We start from the raw sequence: 22,474 nt of genomic DNA, 5'->3' as shown, positions 1-22,474 counted from the left end.
GTGCCCTCGGATCGCGGGTAACCTCGACAGGTGGCCCATCTACTGGGAGCGGAATCGCTCCATCTCGAATATCCGACGCGCGTCATCTTCGACTCCGTGACCATCGGTCTCAACGAGGGCGACCGCGTGGGAATCGTGGGTCGCAACGGAGACGGCAAGTCGACCCTGCTCAGGCTGCTGGCGGGTCGTATCGAACCCGACGGTGGACGTGTGACGCGCCGCAACGGCGTGACTCTCGCCATGCTCGACCAGTCGGACGACCTCGACGGCGACCTCACCGTCAAGGAGACGATCGTCGGCGACATCGACGAGCACGTCTGGGCCGGCGACCCGATCATCCGCGACGTGATCTCTGGTCTCGCCTCAGACATCCCCTGGGACGTGCTCGTCTCGAGCCTCTCCGGAGGGCAGCGCCGACGCATCGCGCTCGCAAAGCTGCTCATCGGCGACCACGACGTCATCTTCCTCGACGAGCCCACGAACCACCTCGACGTCGAGGGCATCGCGTGGCTCGCGCAGCACCTGCGCAAGCGCTGGGCGACGAACTCCGGCGGGCTGATGGTCGTGACTCACGACCGCTGGTTCCTCGACGAGATCTGCACGGCCACGTGGGAGGTGCACGATCGCCTGATCGAGCCGTTCGAGGGCGGCTACGCCGCCTACATCCTGCAGCGAGTCGAGCGCGATCGCATGGCGGCCACGTCGGAGGCCAAGCGTCAGAACCTCATGAAGAAAGAGCTGGCCTGGCTGCGCCGCGGTGCCCCGGCCCGCACGGCGAAACCGAAGTTCCGCATCGACGCGGCCAACGCTCTCATCGAGGACGAGCCCCCCGTGCGCGACAAGGTCTCGCTCGCGGCGATGGCCATGCAGCGCCTCGGAAAAGACGTCGTCGACCTCGAGAACATCTCGGTCGAATACGACAACGGCAAGAAGGTGCTGCACGACGTGACGTGGCGCATCGCGCCCGGAGAGCGCACCGGCATCCTCGGGGTGAACGGCGCCGGAAAGAGCACCCTGCTGAGCCTGGTCTCGGGAACTCTGCTGCCGACTTCGGGCAAGGTCAAGCGCGGCAAGACCATTCGCGTGGCCACTCTGACGCAGCAGCTCTTCGAGCTCGAAGACATCTGGAACGATCGTGTCAGCGAGGTGATCGGCCGGCAGAAGAGCTCGTACGTCTCCGGCGGAAAAGAGATGACTCCCGGTCAGCTGCTCGAGCGGGTCGGCTTCACGAGCGCCCAGCTCTCGACCCCGGTGAAAGACCTCTCCGGTGGCCAGAAGCGTCGACTGCAGCTGTTGCTCATCATTCTCGACGAGCCGAACGTGCTGATCCTCGACGAGCCCACCAACGACCTCGACACCGACATGCTCGCGGCCATCGAAGACCTGCTCGACTCCTACGCGGGAACGCTTCTGGTCGTGAGCCACGACCGGTACCTGCTCGAGCGCGTCACCGACAACCAGTACGCCGTGATGAACGGCGGTTTCACCCACCTTCCTCGCGGTGTCGAGCAGTACCTCGAGCTGCGTCTCGCCCAGCAGAAGGAGCAGGCGCGCATCGCGGCGGGTGGATCCGCCGAGGCTCCCGCCAAGAAAACGGGCCTGCAGGGGGCCGAGCTGCGCAATGCTCAGAAGGAGCTGGCCGCGGCCGGTCGCAAGATGGAGAAACTGAGCACGCAGATCGCCGAGATGGACGTGGCCTTCGCCAAGCACGATCAGAGCGATTACGCCGGACTGGGCGAGATGCAGCAGAAAGTGCAGGCGCTGCGCGACCAGATGGACACGGTCGAACTGCGCTGGCTCGAGCTGACGGAACTTCTCGAGGGCTGATCACTCCTAGGATATTGATCGTGTCTAAAGTCTTGAGCAGTCTTCCGGTCGGCGAGCGAGTCGGCATTGCATTCTCCGGTGGTCTCGATACCTCGGTCGCCGTCGCCTGGATGCGCGAGAAGGGTGCGGTTCCCTGCACCTACACCGCCGACATCGGGCAGTACGACGAGCCCGAGATCGACAAGGTGCCCGCGAGGGCACTGGAGTACGGTGCCGAGGTCGCGCGCATCGTCGACGCGAAGGCCGCTCTGGTCGAGGAGGGCCTCGTCGCCCTCGCGTGCGGCGCCTTCCACATCCGCTCCGGCGGAAAGACCTACTTCAACACCACGCCGCTCGGTCGCGTCGCCACGGGCACGCTGCTCGTTCGCGCGATGAAGGAAGACGGCGTCGACATCTGGGGCGATGGCTCCACCTACAAGGGCAACGACATCGAGCGGTTCTACCGCTACGGACTGCTGGCCAACCCGCGTCTGCGCATCTACAAGCCCTGGCTCGACTCGCAGTTCGTCGGCGAGCTCGGCGGGCGCAAGGAGATGAGCGAGTGGCTCGTCGCTCGCGGATTCCCCTACCGTGACTCGGCCGAGAAGGCCTACAGCACCGACGCCAACATCTGGGGTGCGACGCACGAGGCGAAGAAGCTCGAAGAGCTGAGCGCCGGCATCGAGATCGTCGAGCCCATCATGGGTGTCGCGTTCTGGCGCGACGACGTCGAGGTCGCCTCCGAGGTCGTCACCGTGCGCTTCGAGGCCGGTCGACCGGTCGCCATCAACGGCACCGAGTTCTCCGACCCCGTCGCCCTCGTTCTCGAGGCGAACGCCATCGGCGGTCGCCACGGCCTCGGTATGAGCGATCAGATCGAGAACCGCATCATCGAGGCGAAGAGCCGCGGCATCTACGAGGCGCCGGGCATGGCCCTGCTGCACATCGCCTACGAGCGCCTGCTCAACGCGGTGCACAACGAAGACACCATCGCGAACTATCACTCGGAGGGTCGTCGTCTCGGCCGCCTGATGTACGAGGGCCGCTGGCTCGACCCGCAGTCGCTCATGCTGCGCGAATCCATCGTGCGCTGGGTCGGCTCGGCCGTCACCGGTGAGGTCACGGTGCGCCTGCGTCGTGGCGACGACTACACGATCCTCGACACCACTGGCCCCAGCCTCAGCTACCACCCCGACAAGCTGTCGATGGAGCGCGTCGGCGATGCCGCCTTCGGCCCCGACGACCGCATCGGCCAGCTCACCATGCGCAACCTCGACATCGCGGATTCACGTGCGCGACTCGAGCAGTACGCCGCCGCAGGTCTCGTCGGCGGCTCGACGGCAGAGCTCGTCGGGCAGCTCGAACAGGGCGAATCGAGCGAGATCTTCGATGCGGCCGAGTCGTCGGTCGGCGACGAAGCTCTCGAGCGAGCCACCGACCTCGCGTCCGAGGGCGCGGCGTTCGACTCGGGCACCGACTAGCAGCAGACGCTCGTCACGAGCATCGAACCGTCTCAGGGCGTGAGGACGAACACCGTCGCGCAGCCCAGCGGTTCGATGCTCGACGACGTGCCCTCGAGGGGCAGCGCCGCGGCGCACACCCGCACGAGACCCTGCGTTCCGACGGCGGTTCCTCCGTTGAACCCGTGGTCGAGACCCGATAGCGAATGGAACGCCAGGGCGCCTCGCGTCGTCGCCCCGGCCTGCAGAGTCGTGGTCGAGACGCGGCCGGCCGCATCCGTCACGGTGATGCGCACAGAGCTGGGTGCGCGCAGCGAGCTGGGATCGATCGCCCAGCCTTTGGCGACGATCCGACCGCGTACGACGGAGACGTCGTCGAGCGAGCCCTGGGTGATCGAGCCGCGCGTCGGATCGCCGAACCACTCGGAGTAGAACCGCCAGAAGTTGAGGTTGCCGAAGGCGCCGCAGGGCGCGTTCGCGTCGCCGGCGATGGCGGCCGCGTTGGGCTGGTACGGCGTGTAGTAGTAGAGGGCGGCCGTCGCGATGTTCTTGAGCGTCACGTCGGTGCTGCCGCAGGATGCATCGGGGTTGTAGCCGATCGGGCTCGGCTGACCGATGGGGCGGCTTGTGAAGAACTCGCTGGTTCCGGGCGGGTTGGAGTAGCGCTTGAGTTGCCACGCGGCCCAGTACACCTGGTTGTAGAAGCCGGAGTATTCCACGTCACATGCCGCGGTGTCGGGGCAGGCGTAGCCCGTGGCGAACGAGTAGTCTCCGGCCGTCGGTGCGGGGTTGCGCACCAGCGACTGCTCCTTCTGCACGAGAACGAGCAGGGCCTTCTGGCTGATGCCGCAGGCGAGGCCGACCTTGGCGATGATCTCGGCTCCCGTCTCCGACTCGCGCCCGCCGTAGGCGCCACACACGTCGTCGCCTTCACGGGTGACGGTCTTCTGCGTGTAATCGGCGAGGCACACCACTCCTGGGGAGCAGGCGGGAACCTGCTCGTCGAGGAACTCCTGCACCTCGTCGGCGTCGAGGGCGCCGCCGTCGTAGAAGAGTTCGTCGGAGATGATGAAGCCGGGGTCGAAGACGTCGGGAGTCGCCGCCTCGACGAGTCGCGTCGTCGTGTCGGCGACGGCCGTCACGGCCGTCGGGGTGATGGATGCGGCATCCGCTCGCGCGCTGGCCGGGTTCGTCGGGCCGACCGCCGTCGTGACGAAGGCCAAGCCGACGAGGGCGGCGGTGAACAGGGTGAAACGACGAGAGATAAGACGAACCACCTAGTCGAAGTCCACGCTGAGTTTGCGGAGCAGGGTCGCGATGCGCTCCTGGTCGGATGTGCTGAGCCTGCTGAGTAGCTCGCCCTCGGCGGTGACGAGCGCGGTGATCGCTCCGTCGACGCGGTCTCGGCCCTCGTCGGTCATCGAGACGAGGATGCCGCGTCCGTCGTGCGGATCCGTGCGGCGCTCGACCAGTCCGCGCCGCGACATCCTGTCTATGCGGTTGGTCATGGTGCCGGAGGAGACGAGCGTCTGCTCGAGCAGCGCCTTGGGGCTGAGCTGGTGCGGTTCGCCCGCTCGGCGGAGGGCCGAGAGCACGTCGAACTCCCACGATTCGAGCTCGCTGGTGGCGAAGGCCGTTCGCCGGGTGCGCTCGAGATGCCTCGAGAGGCGCCAGACCCGCGAGAGCACCTTGAGAGGCGCGAAGTCGAGATCGGGTCGTTCGCGCTCCCACGCGTCGACGATTCCGTCGACGGAATCACGGGGAGTCGCATCTGGCACGCATCCATTATGTGGGCCACGGGCCGTCGGCAGGCTTCGTGTCTGGCAGAATTGGGGAATGCGTGCTCTACGGAGCACGCGGTCCGCCTTGGTGTAATGGCAGCACGACAGCCTTTGGAGCTGTTAGGTCTAGGTTCGAGTCCTGGAGGCGGAGCTTTTCACGTGCACGACGACGGTGTCCCGCCCGCTAGCTGTCTCCTCCCTGTGATTCTGGTGCGATTACCCCCGGCCGGGGGGTCTTCTCCGACGGTCGATCTACCATCAGACGATCGTCTAGTTGACGATGCGCGTCTCGTAGCGCGTCTGACTCGTCACAGGAAGAGGAAAGTCATGGAGATCTCGCGCCGGACCGCTCTGATCGGACTCGCCGCCGCGGCGCCGCTCGTCATGTCGATGATGGAGCCGGAGACGGCGAGCGCCGCCACATCTCAACAGGCGCCGCCCGCGGATGTTCTCGCCGTGCAGCGCTGGTTGAATGCCACATTCGGTGGCCGCGACGGGTGGGTCGCCGTCGCCGAGGATGGCGTCGCCGGACAGGGAACTCTGACCGGCCTCGTGCAGGGTCTGCAGGCACTGCTCGGTATCGCTCCGCTCGTGCCCGCGTTCGGACCCACGACGCTGCAGCGACTGCAACAGCACGGCGAGGTGGGAAGCGAGAGCGGCGCGGATGCCCAGGCGTGGCGCCAGCTCGTGCAGGGCGCGCTCATCTGCCGCGGATTCTCGGGCGTCGCTCTCTCCGGTGTGTGGGATGACACGACGATGCAGGCGGTCGACGGCCTGCGCCGCGCTCTCGGATCGCCGACGAGCGGAGCGACCCTGTCGCCGAATCTGACGAGGGCGCTGCTCACGGTGACCTCGATCTCGCTCGCCGAGGACGGCAGGCAGGAGATCGTGCCGGTGCAGCAATGGCTGAATGGCCAGTACTCAGAACTCCCGGGCGCCACCTACTGCTCGGTGGGCGGGGTCTACGATTCGAGCACACTGATGTCGATCGTTCGCGCGGTGCAGCTGGGTACCGGTCAAGACCCGGCTGCCGCGGATGGCATCTACGGACCGGCCACCGCCCGAGCGTTGAAGGCGACCGACGCGAGCACCGTGGCGATCGGAGTACAGGGATCGTGGGTGCGCCTGGCGAAAGGCCTGCTGATTCTCGGTGGCTCTCTAGTGCCGTTCGACGACACCTTCTCCGCGGGCGATGCCGACGTCCTCACATCCTTCCAGCAGTTCCAGGCACTGGCGCCCGAAGATCAGACGGGGGTCTGCCGATTCCCCACCTGGGCCGCTCTGCTCGTGAGCTACGGCGACGCGGACCGGGCAGTCTCGGGTGCCGATCTGGCGCACAGGCTCGACGCCGGCGGGGCTCAGGCGCTCGCGGCGGCGGGCTACACGACGATCGGGCGCTACCTGACGAATTCCTCGGTCAGCGGCGCGCTCGACAAGAGGATCACGAGAGACGAGGTGTCGGCGATCGCCGGCGCACAGCTGCGGGTCTGGCCCATCTTCGAGGAGGGCGGCGACGAGCTGTCGTGGTTCAACCGAGCCCAGGGAGCCCTCGACGCCCGCTCGGCGGTGGACGCCGCCCGCGCGCTCGGTGTGCCCAAGCAGACCACCATCTACTTCGCCGTCGATCTCGATGTGACGCCCGACGACATCACCACGTCGATCACCCCGTATTTCGAGGGCGTGGCGCAGGGGCTGAGCGACACCGGCGACACGTACAAGGCCGGCGTCTACGGATCGCGGTTGGTGTGCTCTCGGATCAGCGGCGCCAGTCTCGCCCATTTCTCGTTCGTGGCGGGCATGTCGTCGGGGTGGGGCGGCAATGAGACCGAGCCCCTGCCCGGCAACTGGGCGTTCAACCAGATCCAGGCGCGACAGGTCACGTCAGCAGGCCAGGCCTTCGACATCGACGCCAATGTGCTGTCGGGTCGAGACGGCGGCATCGGCCCTGAGGAGTGGGACTGAACTTTCGGGGCGCGACCGTCCGCTAGGTTCAGAGCATGAGCGATGCTGACCGATGCGAGGGTGGGCGCGGTGGCAGAACCCGAGGAAGGGTGTCGCTCGAGCGGCTCGACGTTCGTGCTCTCGCCCTACTGGGAGTCGGCTGGGCCGCGCTCGGCGTGGTCGCGGCGGTGATCTTCGCTCTGGTCTTAGCGCCTCTCCTCCCCGATCTTTTTCTGATCGAGCTGACGGGTCGCGGAACCGCATCGTCGTTGGAGGTCGCCACCGACGTCTTCGTGATCGTTCAGCTGGTGTGTGCCGCGCTGACCATGATCGCCAGCATCGTCGCGCTCGTGGTCGGTGCTCGCCATGGCCGTCTCTCGGTGCCCATCAGTGCACTCGTGTCGATCGCCACGCCGCTTGCGATCGCGGTCGTTCTCGTGAACGGGATCATCCCGGCAGGCGGCGACGTCGACCGTGCGGGGCTGGCCTTCATGGCGATGCTCGGGGGAGCCATCCTGGGAGCGGGGTCGTTCTTCGTCGTCGTCCGGGTGTCCGGGCGAGCAGACGAGACCGCCACGTAGTCATCGATCAAGAGTCGCCGATCGAGAGTCGTGCGTGCCAAGATCGAGCATGGCCGACCGACTGATGCTGCTCGACACCGCCTCGCTGTACTTTTCGAAGTCTCTCGGGAAGATCTCGTGAGCGATCACGGCATTGAGAAATCGACCAACGGTCTTTTCGATACGCCGGAGGCTCGGCAGGCTCAAAAGGAAATCGTGGATGCTGTTATTCGTGGCATTGCTCGCGAGATGATTCTCAGTGGCGAGGTGGAAGTGGGGGTCTCCCGGGAAGAGTTAAGCAAGGCGGCTTGGCGACGATTAATCGAGCTGAGGGAAACCGGCGAGTTTTCCTTCTCCATGGTGGTTGACCACACTGACACGATTCTTCAGGACGCGCGTAAGTACGTCGATGAAGGGAAGCTGGAGTATGACTTTGTTTTCTACGGCCTATACCTCGAGCACCTGCTCAACCGGGCGATCAGGGACCGGGCATTCCAGATCGGTCTGAGTGAAGCTGAGACTATGGAGGTGATGAAAAAATCCCTTCATGACAAGACGGGTGTCATTTGGCTCTTGATGTTCGACGAGCAGTTCCCCGAGAGTCTCGCAGCAGACATTCGTGCTACGGCGGCGGAGCGAAACGCGTTCATCCACTACAAGTGGAAGCCTGACCCGACGACAGACATGCTGTACGACGAGATTAAGCGACTCGAGGAACGATCGGTTGCGACGGCTGAGCGGGCCGCCCTTGCGTTACTCGATTACGTCGATGCGCTCGTGATTCCGCCCGATAGCGAATCATTCAGTTGGCTGACTCGTTCGTCGCAGTCGAGCAGAGAGACCCTTAGGAAAGAGTGATGTCGATGACACGCCCGGAGAAGTTGCTTTTGCTCGACACCGCCTCGCTGTACTTCCGCGCGTTCTACGGTGTGCCCGACAAGATCACGAGAAGCGACGGGACGCCGGTCAACGCGATCCGCGGATTGCTCGACATGATCGCCCGGCTCACGGTGGAGTTCGAGGCGACCCATCTCATCGCGTGCTGGGACGACAACTGGCGTCCCGGGTGGCGAGTCGATCTGCTTCCGAGCTACAAGGCTCAGCGGGTTGCCGAGAGCGTCGCGAACGGCCCCGACGTCGAAGAGGTGCCGGATGGCCTGACGGCTCAGATCCCGCTCATTCGTGAGGTACTCGAGCTCGCCGGAGTCGCCATCGTCGGCGCGGCGGATCACGAGGCCGACGACGTGATCGGCACCTACGCCAGCGGAGCGCGCTCTGCTGTCGACGTCGTCACAGGCGACCGTGACCTGTTCCAGCTGGTCGACGACGCTCATGAGGTGCGTGTGATCTACACCGCGCGGGGAATGAAGAACCTCGAGCTCGTGACCGATGAGGTCATCGTGGGCAAGTATCGGGTGCTGCCCGGCCAGTACGTCGACTACGCGACGCTGCGGGGCGATGCCTCCGACGGGCTGCCCGGAGTGGCCGGCGTCGGTGAGAAGACCGCCGCGACTCTGCTCGGCGAATACGGCTCGCTCGAGTCGGTGCGCGACGCCGCGACGGATGCCGAGAGCGCGTTGAGTGCGTCGGTGCGGTCGAAATTGACCGCGGCGAGCGACTACCTCGACGTCGCGCCGAGGGTCGTGAGGGTCGTTCGCGATCTCGATCTGCCGACGCCGGCGAAGGCCGGTGCCCGCTTGTCGGCCGTGACGGGGAAGAAACGAGCCGAGCTCGAGCGCCTGTCGAACGACTGGAACCTGGGGGGTTCGGTCACACGACTCCTGGCCGCCCTCGACACCTACTCCTGATCCGACGCCCGCTGCGCGTCGGCGAAACTCGCGGTGAGCTCGTCGGCGATCTCGGATGCGAGGAATCCGGTCTCGAATACGCGCTCGGCGAGTCGATCGCCGGCGTGCGAGTGCGCCCACGTTCCCCAGCACGCGGCGCCGACGGGACTCAGCCCTCGGGCGAGCAGGCCTGTGATCGAGCCCGCGAGCACGTCTCCGCTGCCGGACACGCCCAGGCCGGGCCCGCCCTCGGTGACGAGCCACGACGAGCCGTCGGCATCCGCGATGCGGTCGAAGCACGACACCGCCGCCCCGTAGCGCGACGCGACCTCCTCGACGTCGCCCTCGCGCGGCTTGTCGTCGGCGATCTGCCGAGGAGGATCGAGGCCTCGGTCTTGTTCGGCGTGAGCACGAGTCGACCGGCGAACGGCTCGATGCGGTCGATGAGGCCCGGGAGAACTCCGAGCGCGAACGCATCCAGCACGAGAGTGGTCGAGTCCGTCACATGGGGCAGGAGGGACTCGAGCACGGTGCGCGCCTCCTCTGCGCTGTGCAGGCCAGGCCCGATCAGTACAGCATCAGCCGACTCGAGTTCCGAACGCAGAGCGAAGACCACGCCCTCACCCACCTGGCCGGAGGAGCTCTCGGGCAGGCCCACGACGCCGGCTTCGGGCAGGGCGACGGATGCTGACGGCGCACGCGACTCGGCGAGGGCGAGGGTGAGCCGTCCTCCGCCCGAGCGCAGGGCCGCGCGACCGGCGAGCAGCACCGCGCCGGGCGACTTGGGCGACCCGCCGACGATGAGGATGCTTCCTCGGTCACGCTTCGACTCGCCGCCCGACGGCAACGGCCAGGTCTGAAGAGACTCCGGGGTGATCGATGGGGTCTTCGTGTCAGTGGGCTGGTCGGTCATCCATTCCTCCAGAGTGCGTGGTCACGGGGGCTCCGTCGTCGGAGAGGTGCGCTACATCGTTGACGCTGTCCGCCGTCCAGAAGCCCGCGCCGCTCGGGCGCGACAGGCGGGTGATCGAGGCATTCGCCACGGAGGAGCGCTGCGATGTCTCGAGCAGCTGGGCCTCGGTCATGCCCTCGCAGATGTAGCGAAGAATGAGGATCATCGCGTCGTGGCAGACGATCAGCACTCGTTCGCCATCATCGACCAGGTCGATGTCGGAGAGCACCGACCGCGCTCGCAGTGTCATGTCCGCCCAGGACTCGCCACCCGGCGGACGGTAGTAGAACTTGCCGAGCCAGCGCCGTCGCTCGGCCTCGAAAGGAAGCCTGGCCTCGAAGCCTCGGGTGGTGAGCAGATCGGTGATGCCGAGTTCGCGATCGCGCAGGCGCTCGTCGCTGCGCAGCAGAAGATCGATTCCCGATTCGGCGATGGCCCGTGCGCCCGTGCTGGCCGCCCTGACATAGGGAGAGGTCCAGGCGCGGGTCGGTCGGTCGTCGGGCTCGAGGGAACGCAGCCACGCCCCGACCGCCGTCGCCTGGCGCTCGCCGGTCTCGGTGAGAGGCACGTCGGCATCCCGCATGGCGATGTCGATGGTCTCGGCGCCGTCTCGCTCAGCCCGGCTTGCGGCCGCGTTGCCGATGCTCTCGCCGTGCCTGACAAGAAGAAGCTGTGTCGCACCCATCGCTCCACGCTAACGAGAAGCGAAAGGCCCGACGAGCGGTTGACACGGCGGGGTCAGAGCGTGACGACGAACTTCGTGGCCGACGCTCCGCGCCGGAGTGCGTCGAGCGCGGGCTGGATGCTGGTGAGCCCCGATCCGACGATCTCGGCTCGAGGGACGGTCGCGTAGCGGCCTTCGGCGAGCGCGTTCGGAAGGAACTCCTGCCACAGCATTGGCCCCACCTCGTTCGTCATCAACGAGCTGCCCCAGACGAACCTGGCGCGGATGCCGCGGCGCAGGCAGCGTAGCTGCAGGGCTCCCATGCGAGACGCGATCGTCACTCCGAAACGCGCGAGCGACAGCCAGGCTCGAGGTCGACGGGGGAGAGTGCTCATCGAGACGGACGGACTCGCGAGACTGACGCGCCTGCACCCCAGCGCTGAGGCGATGGCCACCGCCGGTTCGGCAGACCCGGTTCCCACGGCGAACACCCCGGCGAGCTGCTCGTCGCGAAGCAGCGCGACGACCTCGCGCACGGCCGACGGGCTGCGGTAGTCGACGACGTGCTGGGCGCCGAGCGCACGCATCCGGTCGTGGTTCTGCGGCGACGCCGTGGCGAGCACCGAGTAGCCGGCGGCGACGGCGAGTTGGATCGCGTTGCTGCCGACGCTCGTCGAACCGCCCCACACGACGACCCACTCGCGCGGTTCTTCGGTGGTGGTCTTCGCCGTCGGATGCCGGAGGCCCAGCTGGTCGGACTGGAAGAGGGCGGAGGCGGCTGTCGAGACCGCGAGCGGCAGCACCACAGCACTCTCGAAGGCCAGGTCGTCGGGGATGGGCGAGGCCAGGTCGGCGCGTACGACCGAGAACAGCTGGAAGCCGCCCTCTGCGGAGTGGTTGCGATTCTTCTCCATGCCCACGGCGTAGGCGATCACTCGATCACCCACCGCGAATCCGGTGACGCCTGCGCCGACCTCGACGACCTCGCCTGCCACGTCTTCACCCAGGATCGAGGGGTGGGGGAGCCACGAGTACATGAGGTTGCCCGTCGACTGCTTGACCTCGTCGAGCGGGTTGACCGCCACGGCGCGATTGCGAATCACGAGCTCTCCGGCGGCAGCCGAGGTGTAGGGCGCGTCGCCGACGGTGAGGTCGGAGTACGGCGCGGTGAGCCAGGCGGCTGAGTTGGTGACAGACACTGAGTTGGTGGCGGACATAGAGACGACCTCGCGTTTTCGATGAGTGATGACATGCAGTGACATCAGAATACACATGATGGCACGGCATGTCATCACTACACTGGTCTTATGGCTCGATGGCAACCGGATGCGCGTGAGCGGCTCGAGCGCGCCGCGTTCGACCTCTTCGTCGAACAGGGTTTCGCTCTGACGACGGTTCCCCAGATCGCCGAGCGCGCAGGCTTATCGACCCGCACCTTCTTTCGTCACTTCGCAGACAAGCGCGATGCGCTCTTCGCCGACGAGCACGCGGTACCCGAGCAGGCGGCACGCATTGTCGCCGAAGCGCCTGCCGGGATCAGCTCGCTGCAGATCGTCGCGAGCGCGTTCGACGCTGTGGCGTCGGCCCAGTTCTCGCGCGAGAAGAGCTATTACCTGGCACGTCATCAGATCATCCAGTCCGACGAGGGTCTGCGGGAGAGGCAGCTGAACACCCAGGCCGCCCTGGTCGAGGCCCTGCGCGTCGGATTCGCGCAGCGCGGAAGCGAGGAGGTCGATGCGCTCTTGGCGGCGCATCTCACGTCCACGGTCTTCAGCGTCTCGATCGGCCGCTGGCTGAGCGCACAGAACACCAAGCCGCTCGCCGATCTCCTGCGCGATACGTTCGACCGGCTGGTCCGCACCGCCACGTCGTGAGTGCGGTTCACCTCGGTGCCGAGTGGCCGCCTATTCGCCGAGACAGCTCGCGGGCGTGCCGCCTCGTCTCGTCGGCGAGTTCGTCCCAGCTCGCGGCGTCGCGCGAGGCACGGTCGAACGTGACCGCGATCGCCGCAGCGGGCCACCCCGCGTGATCGACGACCGAGACCGCGATCGACGCGATGCCCGGCGTAATCGTCTCGTCTTCGATCGCGTAGCCCCGGGTGCGGGTCTCGGTCAGCACCCGCCGCAACTGCGAGTAGCTGCGCGGCCCCGCCACCTCGCCCCGGCGCGCGAATGCCCTCTCGTCGGGAAAGAGCGCCCTCACCTGGGCCGCCGGCATCGACGCGAGCATGGCGATCCCGCTCGCCGTGAGATGAGCGGGCAGCCGCACGCCCACATCGCTGACGAGCGCCGGCCGTCGCGGAGCGCGCTCTTCGATCAGGTAGAGCACGTCGCGCCCGTGCGTCACGGCGAGGTGCGCGCTCTCTGCGATGCGGTCGACGAGAAGCGCCAGCACCGGATGGCCCAATCTGGCCAACGGCTCCTGTCTTGCGAAGCCCGAACCCAGCTCGAACGCCGCGATTCCCAGACCGTAACGCCGTGTCTCGGCGACGTGCAGAACGAATCCGGCATCCACCAGCACGGCCAGCAGCTTGTACACCGACGAGCGGGGGAGCGAGAGGTGCGACGCCAGGGTGGCGGCCGGTACGGGTCGGCTCTGCGCGGCCAGGTAGCTGAGGATGCGCAGCGTCGCGCTGGCTGCGGGAACTCCGGTCTCGACTGTCATGCTCAACTGTCTCGCATACGAGACGGTTTTGCTCGATTCGTTCCTCGAACGACGGGTCGCGTGCGGTCGACTGGGCCTATGACCACGCACCTCCTCACCGAACAGCAGATTCCCACCGTCGTGCCCGTCGGCACGGGGGCCATCGGTATCGGCGATGTCGTCGCCGTTGCGCGGCGCGGCGCCCAGATCAAGATCGACGATGAGGCCCGGTCCGCCGTGGATGCGAGTCGTGTCATCATCGATGCCCTGGCCGTCGACGTCGCTCCGCACTACGGGATCTCGACGGGCTTCGGCGCCCTCGCATCGACGTTCATCGCCGGCGAGCAGCGCGCGCAGTTGCAACGCAGCCTCGTGCGATCGCACGCGGCGGGGTCGGGCCCCGAGGTCGAGCGCGAGGTGATTCGTGCTCTGATGCTGCTGCGCATCTCGACGCTTCTCACGGGGCGAACGGGAATCCGACTCTCGACCGTCGACAGCTACGTCGCGCTGCTCAATGCCGGAATCACCCCCATCGTGCGGGAGTACGGATCGCTCGGCTGCTCGGGCGACCTGGCTCCTCTCGCGCACTGTGCGCTCGCGTTGATGGGCGAGGGCGAGGTGCGCAACGCCGACGGCGAGCCGATGTCGGCGGCCGCTGCGCTGGCGGCTGCAGGAATCGACCCCGTCGTCCTCGCCGAGAAGGAAGGCTTGGCGCTGATCAACGGCACCGACGGAATGCTCGGCCAACTGAGCCTCGCGATCGACGACCTGCGCATGTTGCTCACCAGCGTCGACATCGCGGCGGCGATGAGCGTCGAAGCGCTGCTGGGCACGGACGCCGTGTTCGCCGCCGATCTGCAGGCCCTGCGACCCCAGCACGGGCAGGCCCTGTCGGCGTCGAATCTGCGTGCGATGCTCGCGGGATCACCGATCGTCGAGAGCCATCGGCCCTCGACGCACACGACCGTGCAGGACGCCTACTCGTTGCGCTGTTCGCCCCAGGTGCACGGTGCCGCTCGCGACACGGTCGACCACGCCGCTCTCGTGGCCGGGCGAGAGCTGGCGTCGGCCGTCGACAATCCTGTCGTCACCGTCGACGGACGGGTCGAATCGAACGGCAACTTCCACGGAGCCCCCGTGGCCTACGTGCTCGACTTTCTCGCCATCGTCGTCGCGGATGTCGCGAGTATGTCGGAGCGCCGCACCGACCGCATGCTCGATCCGGCTCGAAGCCACGGCCTTCCTGCGTTCCTCGCCCACGATGCGGGAGTCGATAGCGGGCTCATGATCGCCCAGTACACGGCGGCCGGCATCGTCTCCGAGCTCAAGCGCCTCGCGGTTCCCTCCTCGGTCGACTCCATCCCCTCGTCCGCCATGCAGGAGGACCACGTCTCGATGGGCTGGGCTGGCGCTCGCAAGCTCCGGACGGCGATCGACGGGCTGAGCCGCGTGGTCGCCATCGAGGTCATGACGGCGTCGCGAGCGCTCGATCTGCGTGCTCCGCTCGAGCCCGGTGCGGGCTCCGCCGCCGTGGTCGAGCTCGTGCGCCGCGAGGTCGAGGGGCCGGGGCCCGATCGCTTTCTGTCGCCCGAGATCGAGGCCGTCGCATCCCTCGTTCGCCGTGGTGCCGTACGCGACGCGGCCGAGTCGCGACTCGGCCCGCTGAACTGAGTCGGTGCTCTACTGCACCGACGCCGTGAGGCGGGCGACCGTGTCGAGAGCCTGGGCAACGGCGGGGCGGGCGATCCACTGCTCGAGCGTGATCTCTCGTGACTTCTCGCGGTAGCCGTCTTCGATGTCGCGCAGCTGCTCGACGAACGAGGAGCTGCGCACCATGAGCGAGACCTCGAAGTTGAGGCTGAACGAGCGCATGTCCATGTTGCTCGATCCGACCACGGCCACGTCGTCGTCGACCGTGAAGTGCTTCGAGTGCAGAACCGTCGGTTCCTGGTAGAGGAAGATGCGAACGCCGGAACGCAGCAGCGTCTCGTAGTACGAGCGCTGAGCGTGGTACACCACGTACTGGTCTGCCACGGCGCAGGCGAAGAGCTGCACATCGACGCCGCGCTCGGCGGCGGTGGTGATGGCGTAGAGCATCGAATCGTCGGGCACGAAGTACGGGCTCGCGATGATCAGGCGCTCCTGCGCTCCATAGACCAGGGCGTTGAAGAGACGCAGGTTGTTCTCTCCGTCGAATCCCGGCCCGCTCGGAACCACCTGGCACTCGATGCTGTCGGGTGACGCGACGGGCATGGCACGCGAGTCGTCGGCCTCGACGATATCGCCCGTCTCGCTGTACCAGTCGGTGACGAACAGTGCGTCGAGGCCCAGGGCCGCCGGGCCCTCGAGCCGCACCATCAGGTCTTTCCACCTGAGACCGCGGCGGATGTTTCCGCGCTTGTTGTAGCTGGCGTCGATCATGTTCTGTGACCCCGTGAACGCGATGTGGCCGTCGACGACCACGATCTTGCGGTGGTTGCGCAGATCCGGGCGACGCCAGTTTCCCTGCCACGGGCGGAACGGGAGCATCTCCTCGAAGGGGATCCCGCTCTCGCGGAGCCACGCGCGTGTCGAGCGTCCCCGCGGATTGCGCATAGTCGCCCAGTGGTCGTAGAGCACGCGAACGGTGACTCCGCGGTCGTGGGCCGCTTTCAGGGCGTCGAAAAATGCGCTGGTCGTGTCGTCGCGCCCCAGAATGTAAAACTCGACGTGCACGTACTGGGTTGCGGATGCGACGGCGTCGGTCATCGCCCCAATCGACGCCTCGTAGTCGGGCAGCAGGGTCGCCGTGTTGCCGGCGATGAGGGGCATCGCGCCGAGGGTGCGATTGAGATGCACGACCGAGCCGAACCACGCGGGTTCGGTGATCGTGGTCTGGGCGCTGTCGAAGGGACCGGCGGCGTCGAGGATGAACGCGTTCACCTCGCGCTGTTTGTCGCGTCGGTCTTTCGGCAGACGAGAACTGCCGAGCAGCACATAGAGGAGGCTGCCCGGGATGGGGGAGATGAAGATCGCGAGCAGCCATGCCATGGCCGAGCTCGGGCGCCGATTGCGGGGAACCGTCACGACGGCCCCGATGCGGATGAGGATGTCGACCACCAGAATGATGGTCGGGAACACTTTGAGGATCGATCGCCAGGTCGTTCTGGCCATCAGGCAGCCGGAAGAGTTCTGAGCAGTCGCTCGGTCGCCGTCACCATGTGCGAGCGCATGGCTGCTGCCGCGGCCGCCGGGTCGCGCGAGAGCAGGGCTGCGTGCACTGCCGCGTGCTCGTCGTAGGCCTGGTCGGCATCGCCGGAGTCGTGCAGGCCACGCTCGACCCAGATGCGCAGAAGCGAACGGATGCTCTGCAGCAGCGTGACGAGCACGGAGTTGTCGACTCCTCGCGCGATCTCGAGGTGGAACTTGAGGTCGGCCTCGATGAAGCGGGTGTGGTTGTCGCCCGCCTCCTTCATCGCCGCGAGGTGCTGTCCGAGTCTCTTCAATGCCTCATCGGGCATACGCACCGCCGCGAGCTCGGTCGCGAAGACCTCGAGCGCTCCGCGCACCTCGATCAATTCTCGCGTTCGCGGCTCGCCGAGCATGAGTCCCCAGCTGAGGGTCTCGGGTAGGAGCTCCGACGCGGAGCCGCGAAGATACGTTCCGCTGCCGGGCCGGACATCGACGATTCCCAGGATCTCGAGTGCCGCGAGCGCCTCGCGCACGGCCGACCGACCGATTCCCAGGGCCGTGGCCAGCTGCCGTTCGGGCGGGAGGCGCGTGCCCGGGGCGATGTCGCCGCCCATAAAGAGGTCGAGCAGGCGCTTCGCTACCGCGGAGACGGCGGTGCCGCTGGCGACGGAACTCAACGAGGCGCTGATCTCGTCGGTTGCGGGTCGATCGGGAAATGCGGGCACAGGCTCAGATTAGCAATGTGTCGGGGCCGGGTTCTGTAGTGGATCGACGTCGACCACGAGAAAGCCCCGCCGCCGCCCGTGCGGGCGAGCGGCGGGGCTCGTTCGTGTGCGCTACGCGGTCGGCGCCTCAGCGTGTTTCGGCCCGGAGGCCTCGTGAGCTTCGCTCGTGTGCTTGCGGTGCAGTGATGCGCCCTCGACGTCGACATCCGGCAGGATGCGGTCGAGCCATTTCGGCAGCCACCAGGCCGACTTGCCCAGCAGGTGCATGACCGCCGGGATGATCAGCAGTCGAACGACGAATGCATCGAGCAGCACGCCGAGACCGAGGCCGAGACCGATCGACTGGATCATGACGGAGTTCGAGAAGACGAACCCGCCGAACACGCTGGTCATGATCAGCGCGGCGGCGATGACCACCGTGCGCCCGGCGTGAACGCCGCGCTGCACCGCCAGCCTGGCGGGCGAGCCGTGCGCATACGACTCGCGCATGCCGCTCACCAGGAACAGCTGGTAGTCCATCGCCAGGCCGAACAGCACACCGACGACGAGGATCGGAAGGAAGCTCAGGATGGGACCCGGGTCATGCACGCCGAATACCGGAGCCAGCCAACCCCACTGGAACACCGCGGTGATACCGCCGAATGCCGCGAACAGAGACAGCACGAAGCCGGCTGTCGCCGTGATCGGCACGAGGATCGACCTGAACACGAGGATCAGGATGATCAGCGAGAGGCCCACCACGACGGTCAGATAGAGCGGCAGTGCAGCGGCGAGCTTCTCGCTCACATCGATGTTGCCCGAGGCGTTGCCGGCGACGCCCAGCTCAGCGACGCCATCGATGTCGAGGCCGCGGAGGTCGCGCACCAGCTGCTCGGTGGACTCGCTGGTGGGCCCCTCCTTGGGTACCACCTGGAATGCCAGCAGCAGGTCGTCGTCGCTGGCGCCGATCGGCGCGACCGCGACGACGTCGTTCTCGGCCTTCAACAGGGTGCCGATACGCACCTGCTCGCTCACGAGCTGGTCGTCGGTGATGGCCTTGTCGAGGTCGGCGACGACGATCAGCGGTCCGTTGACTCCGGCGCCGAACTTGTCGTCGACCAGCTTGTACGCCTTGTAGGCGCTGGAGTCGACCGGCTCGGAGGATCCGGCCGGCAGTCCCAGTCGCATCGAGAGCGCGGGCAGGGCCACGATGAGCAGCACGGCGATTCCGGCCACGACGGTGACCGCGGCGCGCAGGGTGTTCATCGGCTTGTTCGGAACCCGGGCCTGGTGATCGGTGTGGCCGACCTTGGCGCGGGCCTTCTTGGTGAGGATGCGCATGCCGGCCAGTCGCAGCACGGCCGGTGTCAACGTGATCGCGATGAGGATGGCCACGAAGACGCAGACCGCTCCCACCGTTCCCATGAGCCCGAGGAACGGGATGCCAGTGAGGTTGAGCGCCAACAGAGCGATCAGCACGGTCGAGCCAGCAAAGACCACAGCGTTGCCGGAGGTTCCGTTGGCCAGCCCGATGGACTCCTGCAATTCGAGGCCCGAGCGTAATTGCGTTCGGTGTCGGTTGAGGATGAACAGGGAGTAGTCGATGCCGACGGCGAGACCGAGCATCACGCCGAGCACGGGGGTGACCGAGAGCATGGTGACGGTGCCCGACAGGGCGAGGGATGCGAGGACGCCCACGCCCACGCCGATGATCGCGTTGATCAGCGGCAGGCTTGCGCCGATCAGGGTGCCGAGCATGACGAACAGCACGATGGCCGCGAAGATCACGCCACCGATCTCGCCCGGGCCAAGAACTTCGGGGATGGTCGCGGCGATGTCATTCGACACCTCGACGGAGACGCCGTCGATCTTGGCGTCGTTCATCGTCTCGACCACGGCCTCCTTGGCCTCGGCCGGAACGAGGTTGAGCGACTTGTCGAACTGCACGGTGCCGACGGCGGTCGTGTCGTCGGAGGAGACCTGGCGGATGTTGGAGGCGAGGTCCAGTAGCTTCGAACCCTCCTCGAGGGTCGCGCTCTGAGTCTCGAGCTCGGTCCGCCCCGAGTCGATGGCGGCCTGCTGCGAGGTCAGTTCGGCGTTGCCGGCGTCGAGCTGAGCCTGCTGTGCGTCGAGCTGCGGCTGCGCGGCCGCCAGCTGTCCTGCTGCCTCGGCCTGCGCTCTCGCCTGATCGAGCTGCTGCTGACCCGTCGCCGCCTGGCTCTTGGCCGCGTCGAGCTGAGCCTGGCCGGCGTCGAGCTTCGCTTTGCCGTCGGCGATCTGCTGGCGGCCGTCGGTGACCTTCTGGGCCTGCCCGTCGATCTGCGCCTGGGTGTCGAACGGATTGGTCGTCGACTTCACATCGTCGAGTGACTTCGCCTTGGTGAGCAGGTCTCCGATGGCTGTCTTCTGCTCGTCGGTGAAGGCCGAGTCATCGGTGGTCGTGAAGACCACGGTGCCGCGTCCTCCGCTGGCGGAGGGGAACTTCTCCGAGAGCTCGTCGCTCACCTTCTGCGTTGCCGTACCCGGAATGCTCACGGCCGAGGTGAGCGTGCCGCCGAACACCGCAAAGGCGGCGCCCGCCAGACCGAGAATCACCACCCACGCAACGATGACGAGCCACGCTCGTCGGGCAGAGAACCGACCGAGTCGGTAGAGAAGGGATGCCATGTTCCTCAGCTTCTTTCTGAAATGAGCGGTGACGGGGAGGGAATCTCACGTCGCATCGTTGGGAAGAGAGAGGGGGAGGGGGTGTGCGGAACTCAGCTGGGGGCGGAGTATCCGTCGCGGACGATTGCGATGAAGCGGTCGAGGACGCTGTCCCAGAGGCTGCGCGATGCGAGATCGAGTGTGCCGCCGGACTGGATCATCCAGTGTCGCGCCACCACGGCGATGCCGTTCATCAGCGTGCTCACCAGGATCGAGACTTCGAATTCGTCGACTCCGCTGCGCCGGGCGAGTTCCACGGTGAGGTCCTCGGTCGATCGAAGGAAGACGCCGTCCGCATTCTGGGTGCGTGTGTCGTCTCCATCGAGGAGCCCGAAGAAGTAGGAGACCAGGCCAGGCAGGTCCATGGCCTTCATCGCCGTGGTGACCTCATCGAACAGGTGCACGCGGCTTCCATGGCTCGAGGGAGTCACGCTCGCGACGGTGAGGAACTCATCGACGGCACGATTGAGTGTGCGGGTACAGCTCGTCATGATCACGTCGTCGAGCGACGAGAAGTGGTTGAAGACGGTGCGACGGGCGATGTCTGCGCGCTCGGCGAGCTCATCGACGCTGAACCGCGCCTTGCCCCTGTCGAGGATGAGGGAGTCGGCGGCGTCGAGAATCGCCTCACGGTGCCGCGCCTTCAATTCGGCACGTCGGTCCAACGCAATCGGCTCGCTACTCACGGTCGTTACACTACGTGCAACGACGCACTGAGTGCAATCGTCCCGGGCTTGTATGGCGAACTCCCAGATATCTTCCTCTCCCTCATTGTCTTGCGCGGCTGTTCGCGAGCGCGCTATGGTTGTCGAATTGGTCAACCGGTTGTCAGCGCTCACGGATTCGTTGGGACGGCAGTGAGGCCGAGATTGACATGACAAAGGAGTTATCAATGACCACGGCCCGCGCCGAGACCACCGTCTCCGCAATCGAGAAATCGACGATCAAGAAGGTCGCCTGGCGACTCGTTCCCTTCGTCGCATTCATGTTCTTCATCAACTACCTCGACAGATCGGCAATCGGCTTCGCCGCGCCGAACGGCATGAACGACGACCTCGCTCTGACCGTGACGCAGGTCGGCTTCGCCTCCGGAGTCTTCTTCATCGGATACATCCTGCTCGAGGTGCCGTCGAACCTGGCTCTCGCCCGCTTCGGCGCTCGCCGCTGGCTCTCGCGCATCATGGTCACCTGGGGAATCGTCGCGGTTCTCTTCACCTGGGTGGGAAACTTCGAGCAGCTGGCCATCCTGCGCTTCATCCTGGGTGTGGCCGAGGCCGGATTCTTCCCCGGAGCCATCCTGTTCCTCAGCCTGTGGGTTCCTGCACGGCACCGCGGCAAGATCCTGGCACTCTTCTACTTGGCTCAGCCCCTGACCACCGTAATCGGCGCCCCTCTCGCCGGTCTCCTCATCGGTGCGGACGGTCTGTTCGGCCTCGAGGGATGGCGCGTGATGTTCCTCGGCGTCGGCCTGCCGGCCATCGTCATCGGCGTCGTGGCCTGGTTCTACCTGAAAGACAAGCCCAGTGACGCCAAGTGGCTCACCAAAGAAGAGCAGGTCTGGCTCACCGAGGAACTCGCTGCTGAGAAGACCAAGACAGAGTCGCTGAGCGCCGTCACCGGTGGCAAGCAGCGCGGCGGCTTCATGCAGGCCTTCACCAGCGGTCGCGTCTGGGTGCTCGCCTTCATCTACTTCGGGTTCATCTACGGCCTCTACACGCTCGCCTTCTTCCTGCCGACGATCATCAACGGCTTCCAGGAGCTCTACGGCACCGAGTACAACGTCTTCGAGAAGGGCCTCATCACGGCCGTTCCCTACATCCCGGCGGCCATCGCCCTGTGGCTCTGGACCAAGGACGTCTCGAAGCGCGGCCTGAAGACGTGGCACATCGCCGGCCCCGCCGTGATCGGTGCCCTCACGATTCCTCTGGCGCTCTTCGCCGGATCGCCGGTGGCCACGATCGCCGTCATCGCGATCACGGCTATGGCCATCTTCGCCGTGCTCCCTAACTTCTGGACGCTTCCCACCCAGTTCCTCACCGGAGTCGCGGCGGCTGCGGGTGTCGCCCTGATCAACACCGTCGGAAACCTCGCCGGATTCGGCGCCCCGTACATCACGGGTGCCGTCGCGGACATGACGAAGGACTCCTCAGGAGAACCGCAGTACTTCGTTCCGATGGCCATCGTGGGCTTCTTTCTGTTGCTGTCCGCCGTTCTGATGGTCGTGCTCTCGCGCCGGGGAAAGAAGGACGGCTCCTTCAACCCCGACGCGAAGGCGCCGGCGATCGTCCATTGACCGCAC

Annotated in this window: 20 protein-coding genes and 1 tRNA gene; 10 read left to right on the top strand and 11 right to left on the bottom strand. The window is 66.4% G+C overall.

Annotation, left to right across the window (positions count from 1 at the left end; genetic code table 11):
* The first annotated feature begins 30 nt into the window (after positions 1–30).
* The gene (locus ASF79_RS09965) at positions 31–1,827 is read left to right on the top strand and encodes an ABC-F family ATP-binding cassette domain-containing protein (protein ID WP_055854330.1); all 1,797 of its coding nucleotides are present in this window, start codon (positions 31–33) and stop codon (positions 1,825–1,827) included.
* 20 nt (positions 1,828–1,847) lie between these two features.
* Entirely contained in the window at positions 1,848–3,287 is a 1,440-nt protein-coding gene (gene argG / locus ASF79_RS09960) for an argininosuccinate synthase (RefSeq protein ID WP_055854715.1), read from the top strand.
* Between the two features lie 32 nt (positions 3,288–3,319).
* Here argG and ASF79_RS09955 read toward each other — a convergent pair whose 3' ends face one another.
* Together ASF79_RS09955 and ASF79_RS09950 are read right to left on the bottom strand one after the other, a co-directional pair.
* On the bottom strand, positions 3,320–4,543 hold the full coding sequence (locus ASF79_RS09955; RefSeq protein ID WP_055854327.1) for a hypothetical protein: 1,224 nt from the start codon (positions 4,541–4,543) through the stop codon (positions 3,320–3,322).
* Complete coding sequence (locus tag ASF79_RS09950; protein WP_055783309.1) at positions 4,544–5,044, bottom strand: MarR family winged helix-turn-helix transcriptional regulator; 501 nt, start codon at positions 5,042–5,044, stop codon at positions 4,544–4,546.
* An 82-nt stretch (positions 5,045–5,126) separates the two neighbouring features.
* Here ASF79_RS09950 and ASF79_RS09945 point away from each other — a divergent pair.
* From ASF79_RS09945 to ASF79_RS09925, 5 genes are all read left to right on the top strand, one after another.
* Positions 5,127–5,198: transfer RNA gene (locus ASF79_RS09945), tRNA-Gln, on the top strand.
* Positions 5,199–5,374: 176 nt separating this feature from the next.
* A complete protein-coding gene (locus tag ASF79_RS09940) occupies positions 5,375–7,009 on the top strand; it encodes a glycoside hydrolase domain-containing protein (RefSeq protein WP_055854325.1) in 1,635 nt (544 codons plus the stop codon).
* A 35-nt stretch (positions 7,010–7,044) separates the two neighbouring features.
* Positions 7,045–7,569 (top strand): hypothetical protein, encoded by a 525-nt coding sequence (locus tag ASF79_RS09935; RefSeq protein WP_156366203.1) that lies wholly within the window; start codon positions 7,045–7,047, stop codon positions 7,567–7,569.
* Positions 7,570–7,686: 117 nt separating this feature from the next.
* The gene (locus ASF79_RS09930; RefSeq protein ID WP_055854318.1) at positions 7,687–8,406 is read left to right on the top strand and encodes a hypothetical protein; all 720 of its coding nucleotides are present in this window, start codon (positions 7,687–7,689) and stop codon (positions 8,404–8,406) included.
* Complete coding sequence (locus ASF79_RS09925) at positions 8,406–9,356, top strand: 5'-3' exonuclease (protein ID WP_055854315.1); 951 nt, start codon at positions 8,406–8,408, stop codon at positions 9,354–9,356. The genes ASF79_RS09930 and ASF79_RS09925 overlap by 1 nt, the downstream gene beginning before the upstream one ends.
* Here ASF79_RS09925 and ASF79_RS17830 read toward each other — a convergent pair.
* The 4 genes from ASF79_RS17830 to ASF79_RS09910 are packed head-to-tail and all read right to left on the bottom strand — an operon-like array spanning position 9,347 to position 12,168.
* Positions 9,347–9,571, bottom strand: coding sequence for an NAD(P)H-hydrate dehydratase (locus ASF79_RS17830; RefSeq protein ID WP_326942863.1), 225 nt, complete (start codon positions 9,569–9,571; stop codon positions 9,347–9,349). The genes ASF79_RS09925 and ASF79_RS17830 overlap by 10 nt on opposite strands.
* Complete coding sequence (locus ASF79_RS09920) at positions 9,505–10,248, bottom strand: ADP-dependent NAD(P)H-hydrate dehydratase (RefSeq protein WP_326942860.1); 744 nt, start codon at positions 10,246–10,248, stop codon at positions 9,505–9,507. Before ASF79_RS09920 ends, ASF79_RS17830 begins: the two co-directional genes overlap by 67 nt.
* The gene (locus tag ASF79_RS09915) at positions 10,229–10,972 is read right to left on the bottom strand and encodes a histidine phosphatase family protein (RefSeq protein ID WP_055854312.1); all 744 of its coding nucleotides are present in this window, start codon (positions 10,970–10,972) and stop codon (positions 10,229–10,231) included. Before ASF79_RS09915 ends, ASF79_RS09920 begins: the two co-directional genes overlap by 20 nt.
* A 53-nt stretch (positions 10,973–11,025) precedes the next feature.
* Positions 11,026–12,168, bottom strand: a complete 1,143-nt coding sequence (locus ASF79_RS09910; RefSeq protein ID WP_055854310.1) for a zinc-binding alcohol dehydrogenase family protein — start codon at positions 12,166–12,168, stop codon at positions 11,026–11,028.
* 90 nt (positions 12,169–12,258) lie between these two features.
* Between ASF79_RS09910 and ASF79_RS09905 the strand changes: the two genes are divergently transcribed.
* Positions 12,259–12,825 (top strand): TetR/AcrR family transcriptional regulator, encoded by a 567-nt coding sequence (locus ASF79_RS09905; protein ID WP_055854307.1) that lies wholly within the window; start codon positions 12,259–12,261, stop codon positions 12,823–12,825.
* Positions 12,826–12,832: 7 nt separating this feature from the next.
* Here ASF79_RS09905 and ASF79_RS09900 read toward each other — a convergent pair whose 3' ends face one another.
* Entirely contained in the window at positions 12,833–13,615 is a 783-nt protein-coding gene (locus tag ASF79_RS09900) for an IclR family transcriptional regulator (RefSeq protein ID WP_055854303.1), read from the bottom strand.
* Positions 13,616–13,693: 78 nt separating this feature from the next.
* On the opposite strand from ASF79_RS09900, the gene hutH reads away from it, so the two are divergent.
* Positions 13,694–15,265 (top strand): histidine ammonia-lyase, encoded by a 1,572-nt coding sequence (hutH, locus tag ASF79_RS09895; protein WP_055854300.1) that lies wholly within the window; start codon positions 13,694–13,696, stop codon positions 15,263–15,265.
* A gap of 9 nt (positions 15,266–15,274) precedes the next feature.
* Here the strand turns inward: hutH and cls are convergent, their stop codons facing one another.
* From cls to ASF79_RS09875, 4 genes are all read right to left on the bottom strand, one after another.
* Complete coding sequence (cls, locus tag ASF79_RS09890) at positions 15,275–16,747, bottom strand: cardiolipin synthase (protein ID WP_055854297.1); 1,473 nt, start codon at positions 16,745–16,747, stop codon at positions 15,275–15,277.
* Positions 16,747–17,490 carry a FadR/GntR family transcriptional regulator gene (locus tag ASF79_RS09885; RefSeq protein ID WP_055854295.1) on the bottom strand — a complete coding sequence of 248 codons (744 nt, stop codon included), beginning with the start codon at positions 17,488–17,490 and terminating at the stop codon, positions 16,747–16,749. The genes cls and ASF79_RS09885 overlap by 1 nt, the downstream gene beginning before the upstream one ends.
* Positions 17,491–17,601: 111 nt before the next feature.
* Entirely contained in the window at positions 17,602–20,136 is a 2,535-nt protein-coding gene (locus ASF79_RS09880; RefSeq protein WP_055854292.1) for an MMPL family transporter, read from the bottom strand.
* Between the two features lie 92 nt (positions 20,137–20,228).
* Complete coding sequence (locus ASF79_RS09875) at positions 20,229–20,861, bottom strand: TetR/AcrR family transcriptional regulator (protein ID WP_162234583.1); 633 nt, start codon at positions 20,859–20,861, stop codon at positions 20,229–20,231.
* 206 nt (positions 20,862–21,067) lie between these two features.
* On the opposite strand from ASF79_RS09875, the gene ASF79_RS09870 reads away from it, so the two are divergent.
* Positions 21,068–22,468 carry an MFS transporter gene (locus tag ASF79_RS09870; RefSeq protein ID WP_055783264.1) on the top strand — a complete coding sequence of 467 codons (1,401 nt, stop codon included), beginning with the start codon at positions 21,068–21,070 and terminating at the stop codon, positions 22,466–22,468.
* The last annotated feature ends 6 nt before the right edge of the window (positions 22,469–22,474 follow it).

This window comes from Agreia sp. Leaf335 (assembly GCF_001423605.1).
Classification (GTDB): domain Bacteria; phylum Actinomycetota; class Actinomycetes; order Actinomycetales; family Microbacteriaceae; genus Agreia.
Note: the sequence above shows the minus strand (reverse complement) of the source record. Positions and strands in the feature narration are given on the sequence as shown.

What these genes read in the sequence shown, in the direction of transcription:
- ASF79_RS09915 (WP_055854312.1), bottom strand. Translation starts at nt 10,972, where the DNA reads ATGGGTGCGACACAGCTTCTTCTTGTCAGGCACGGCGAGAGCATCGGC.
- ASF79_RS09920 (WP_326942860.1), bottom strand. Translation starts at nt 10,248, where the DNA reads ATGACCGACCAGCCCACTGACACGAAGACCCCATCGATCACCCCGGAG.
- ASF79_RS09940 (WP_055854325.1), top strand. Translation starts at nt 5,375, where the DNA reads ATGGAGATCTCGCGCCGGACCGCTCTGATCGGACTCGCCGCCGCGGCG.
- ASF79_RS09925 (WP_055854315.1), top strand. Translation starts at nt 8,406, where the DNA reads ATGTCGATGACACGCCCGGAGAAGTTGCTTTTGCTCGACACCGCCTCG.
- ASF79_RS09900 (WP_055854303.1), bottom strand. Translation starts at nt 13,615, where the DNA reads ATGACAGTCGAGACCGGAGTTCCCGCAGCCAGCGCGACGCTGCGCATC.
- cls (WP_055854297.1), bottom strand. Translation starts at nt 16,747, where the DNA reads ATGGCCAGAACGACCTGGCGATCGATCCTCAAAGTGTTCCCGACCATC.
- ASF79_RS09905 (WP_055854307.1), top strand. Translation starts at nt 12,259, where the DNA reads ATGGCTCGATGGCAACCGGATGCGCGTGAGCGGCTCGAGCGCGCCGCG.
- ASF79_RS09870 (WP_055783264.1), top strand. Translation starts at nt 21,068, where the DNA reads ATGACCACGGCCCGCGCCGAGACCACCGTCTCCGCAATCGAGAAATCG.
- hutH (WP_055854300.1), top strand. Translation starts at nt 13,694, where the DNA reads ATGACCACGCACCTCCTCACCGAACAGCAGATTCCCACCGTCGTGCCC.
- ASF79_RS09935 (WP_156366203.1), top strand. Translation starts at nt 7,045, where the DNA reads ATGAGCGATGCTGACCGATGCGAGGGTGGGCGCGGTGGCAGAACCCGA.
- ASF79_RS09880 (WP_055854292.1), bottom strand. Translation starts at nt 20,136, where the DNA reads ATGGCATCCCTTCTCTACCGACTCGGTCGGTTCTCTGCCCGACGAGCG.
- ASF79_RS09910 (WP_055854310.1), bottom strand. Translation starts at nt 12,168, where the DNA reads ATGTCCGCCACCAACTCAGTGTCTGTCACCAACTCAGCCGCCTGGCTC.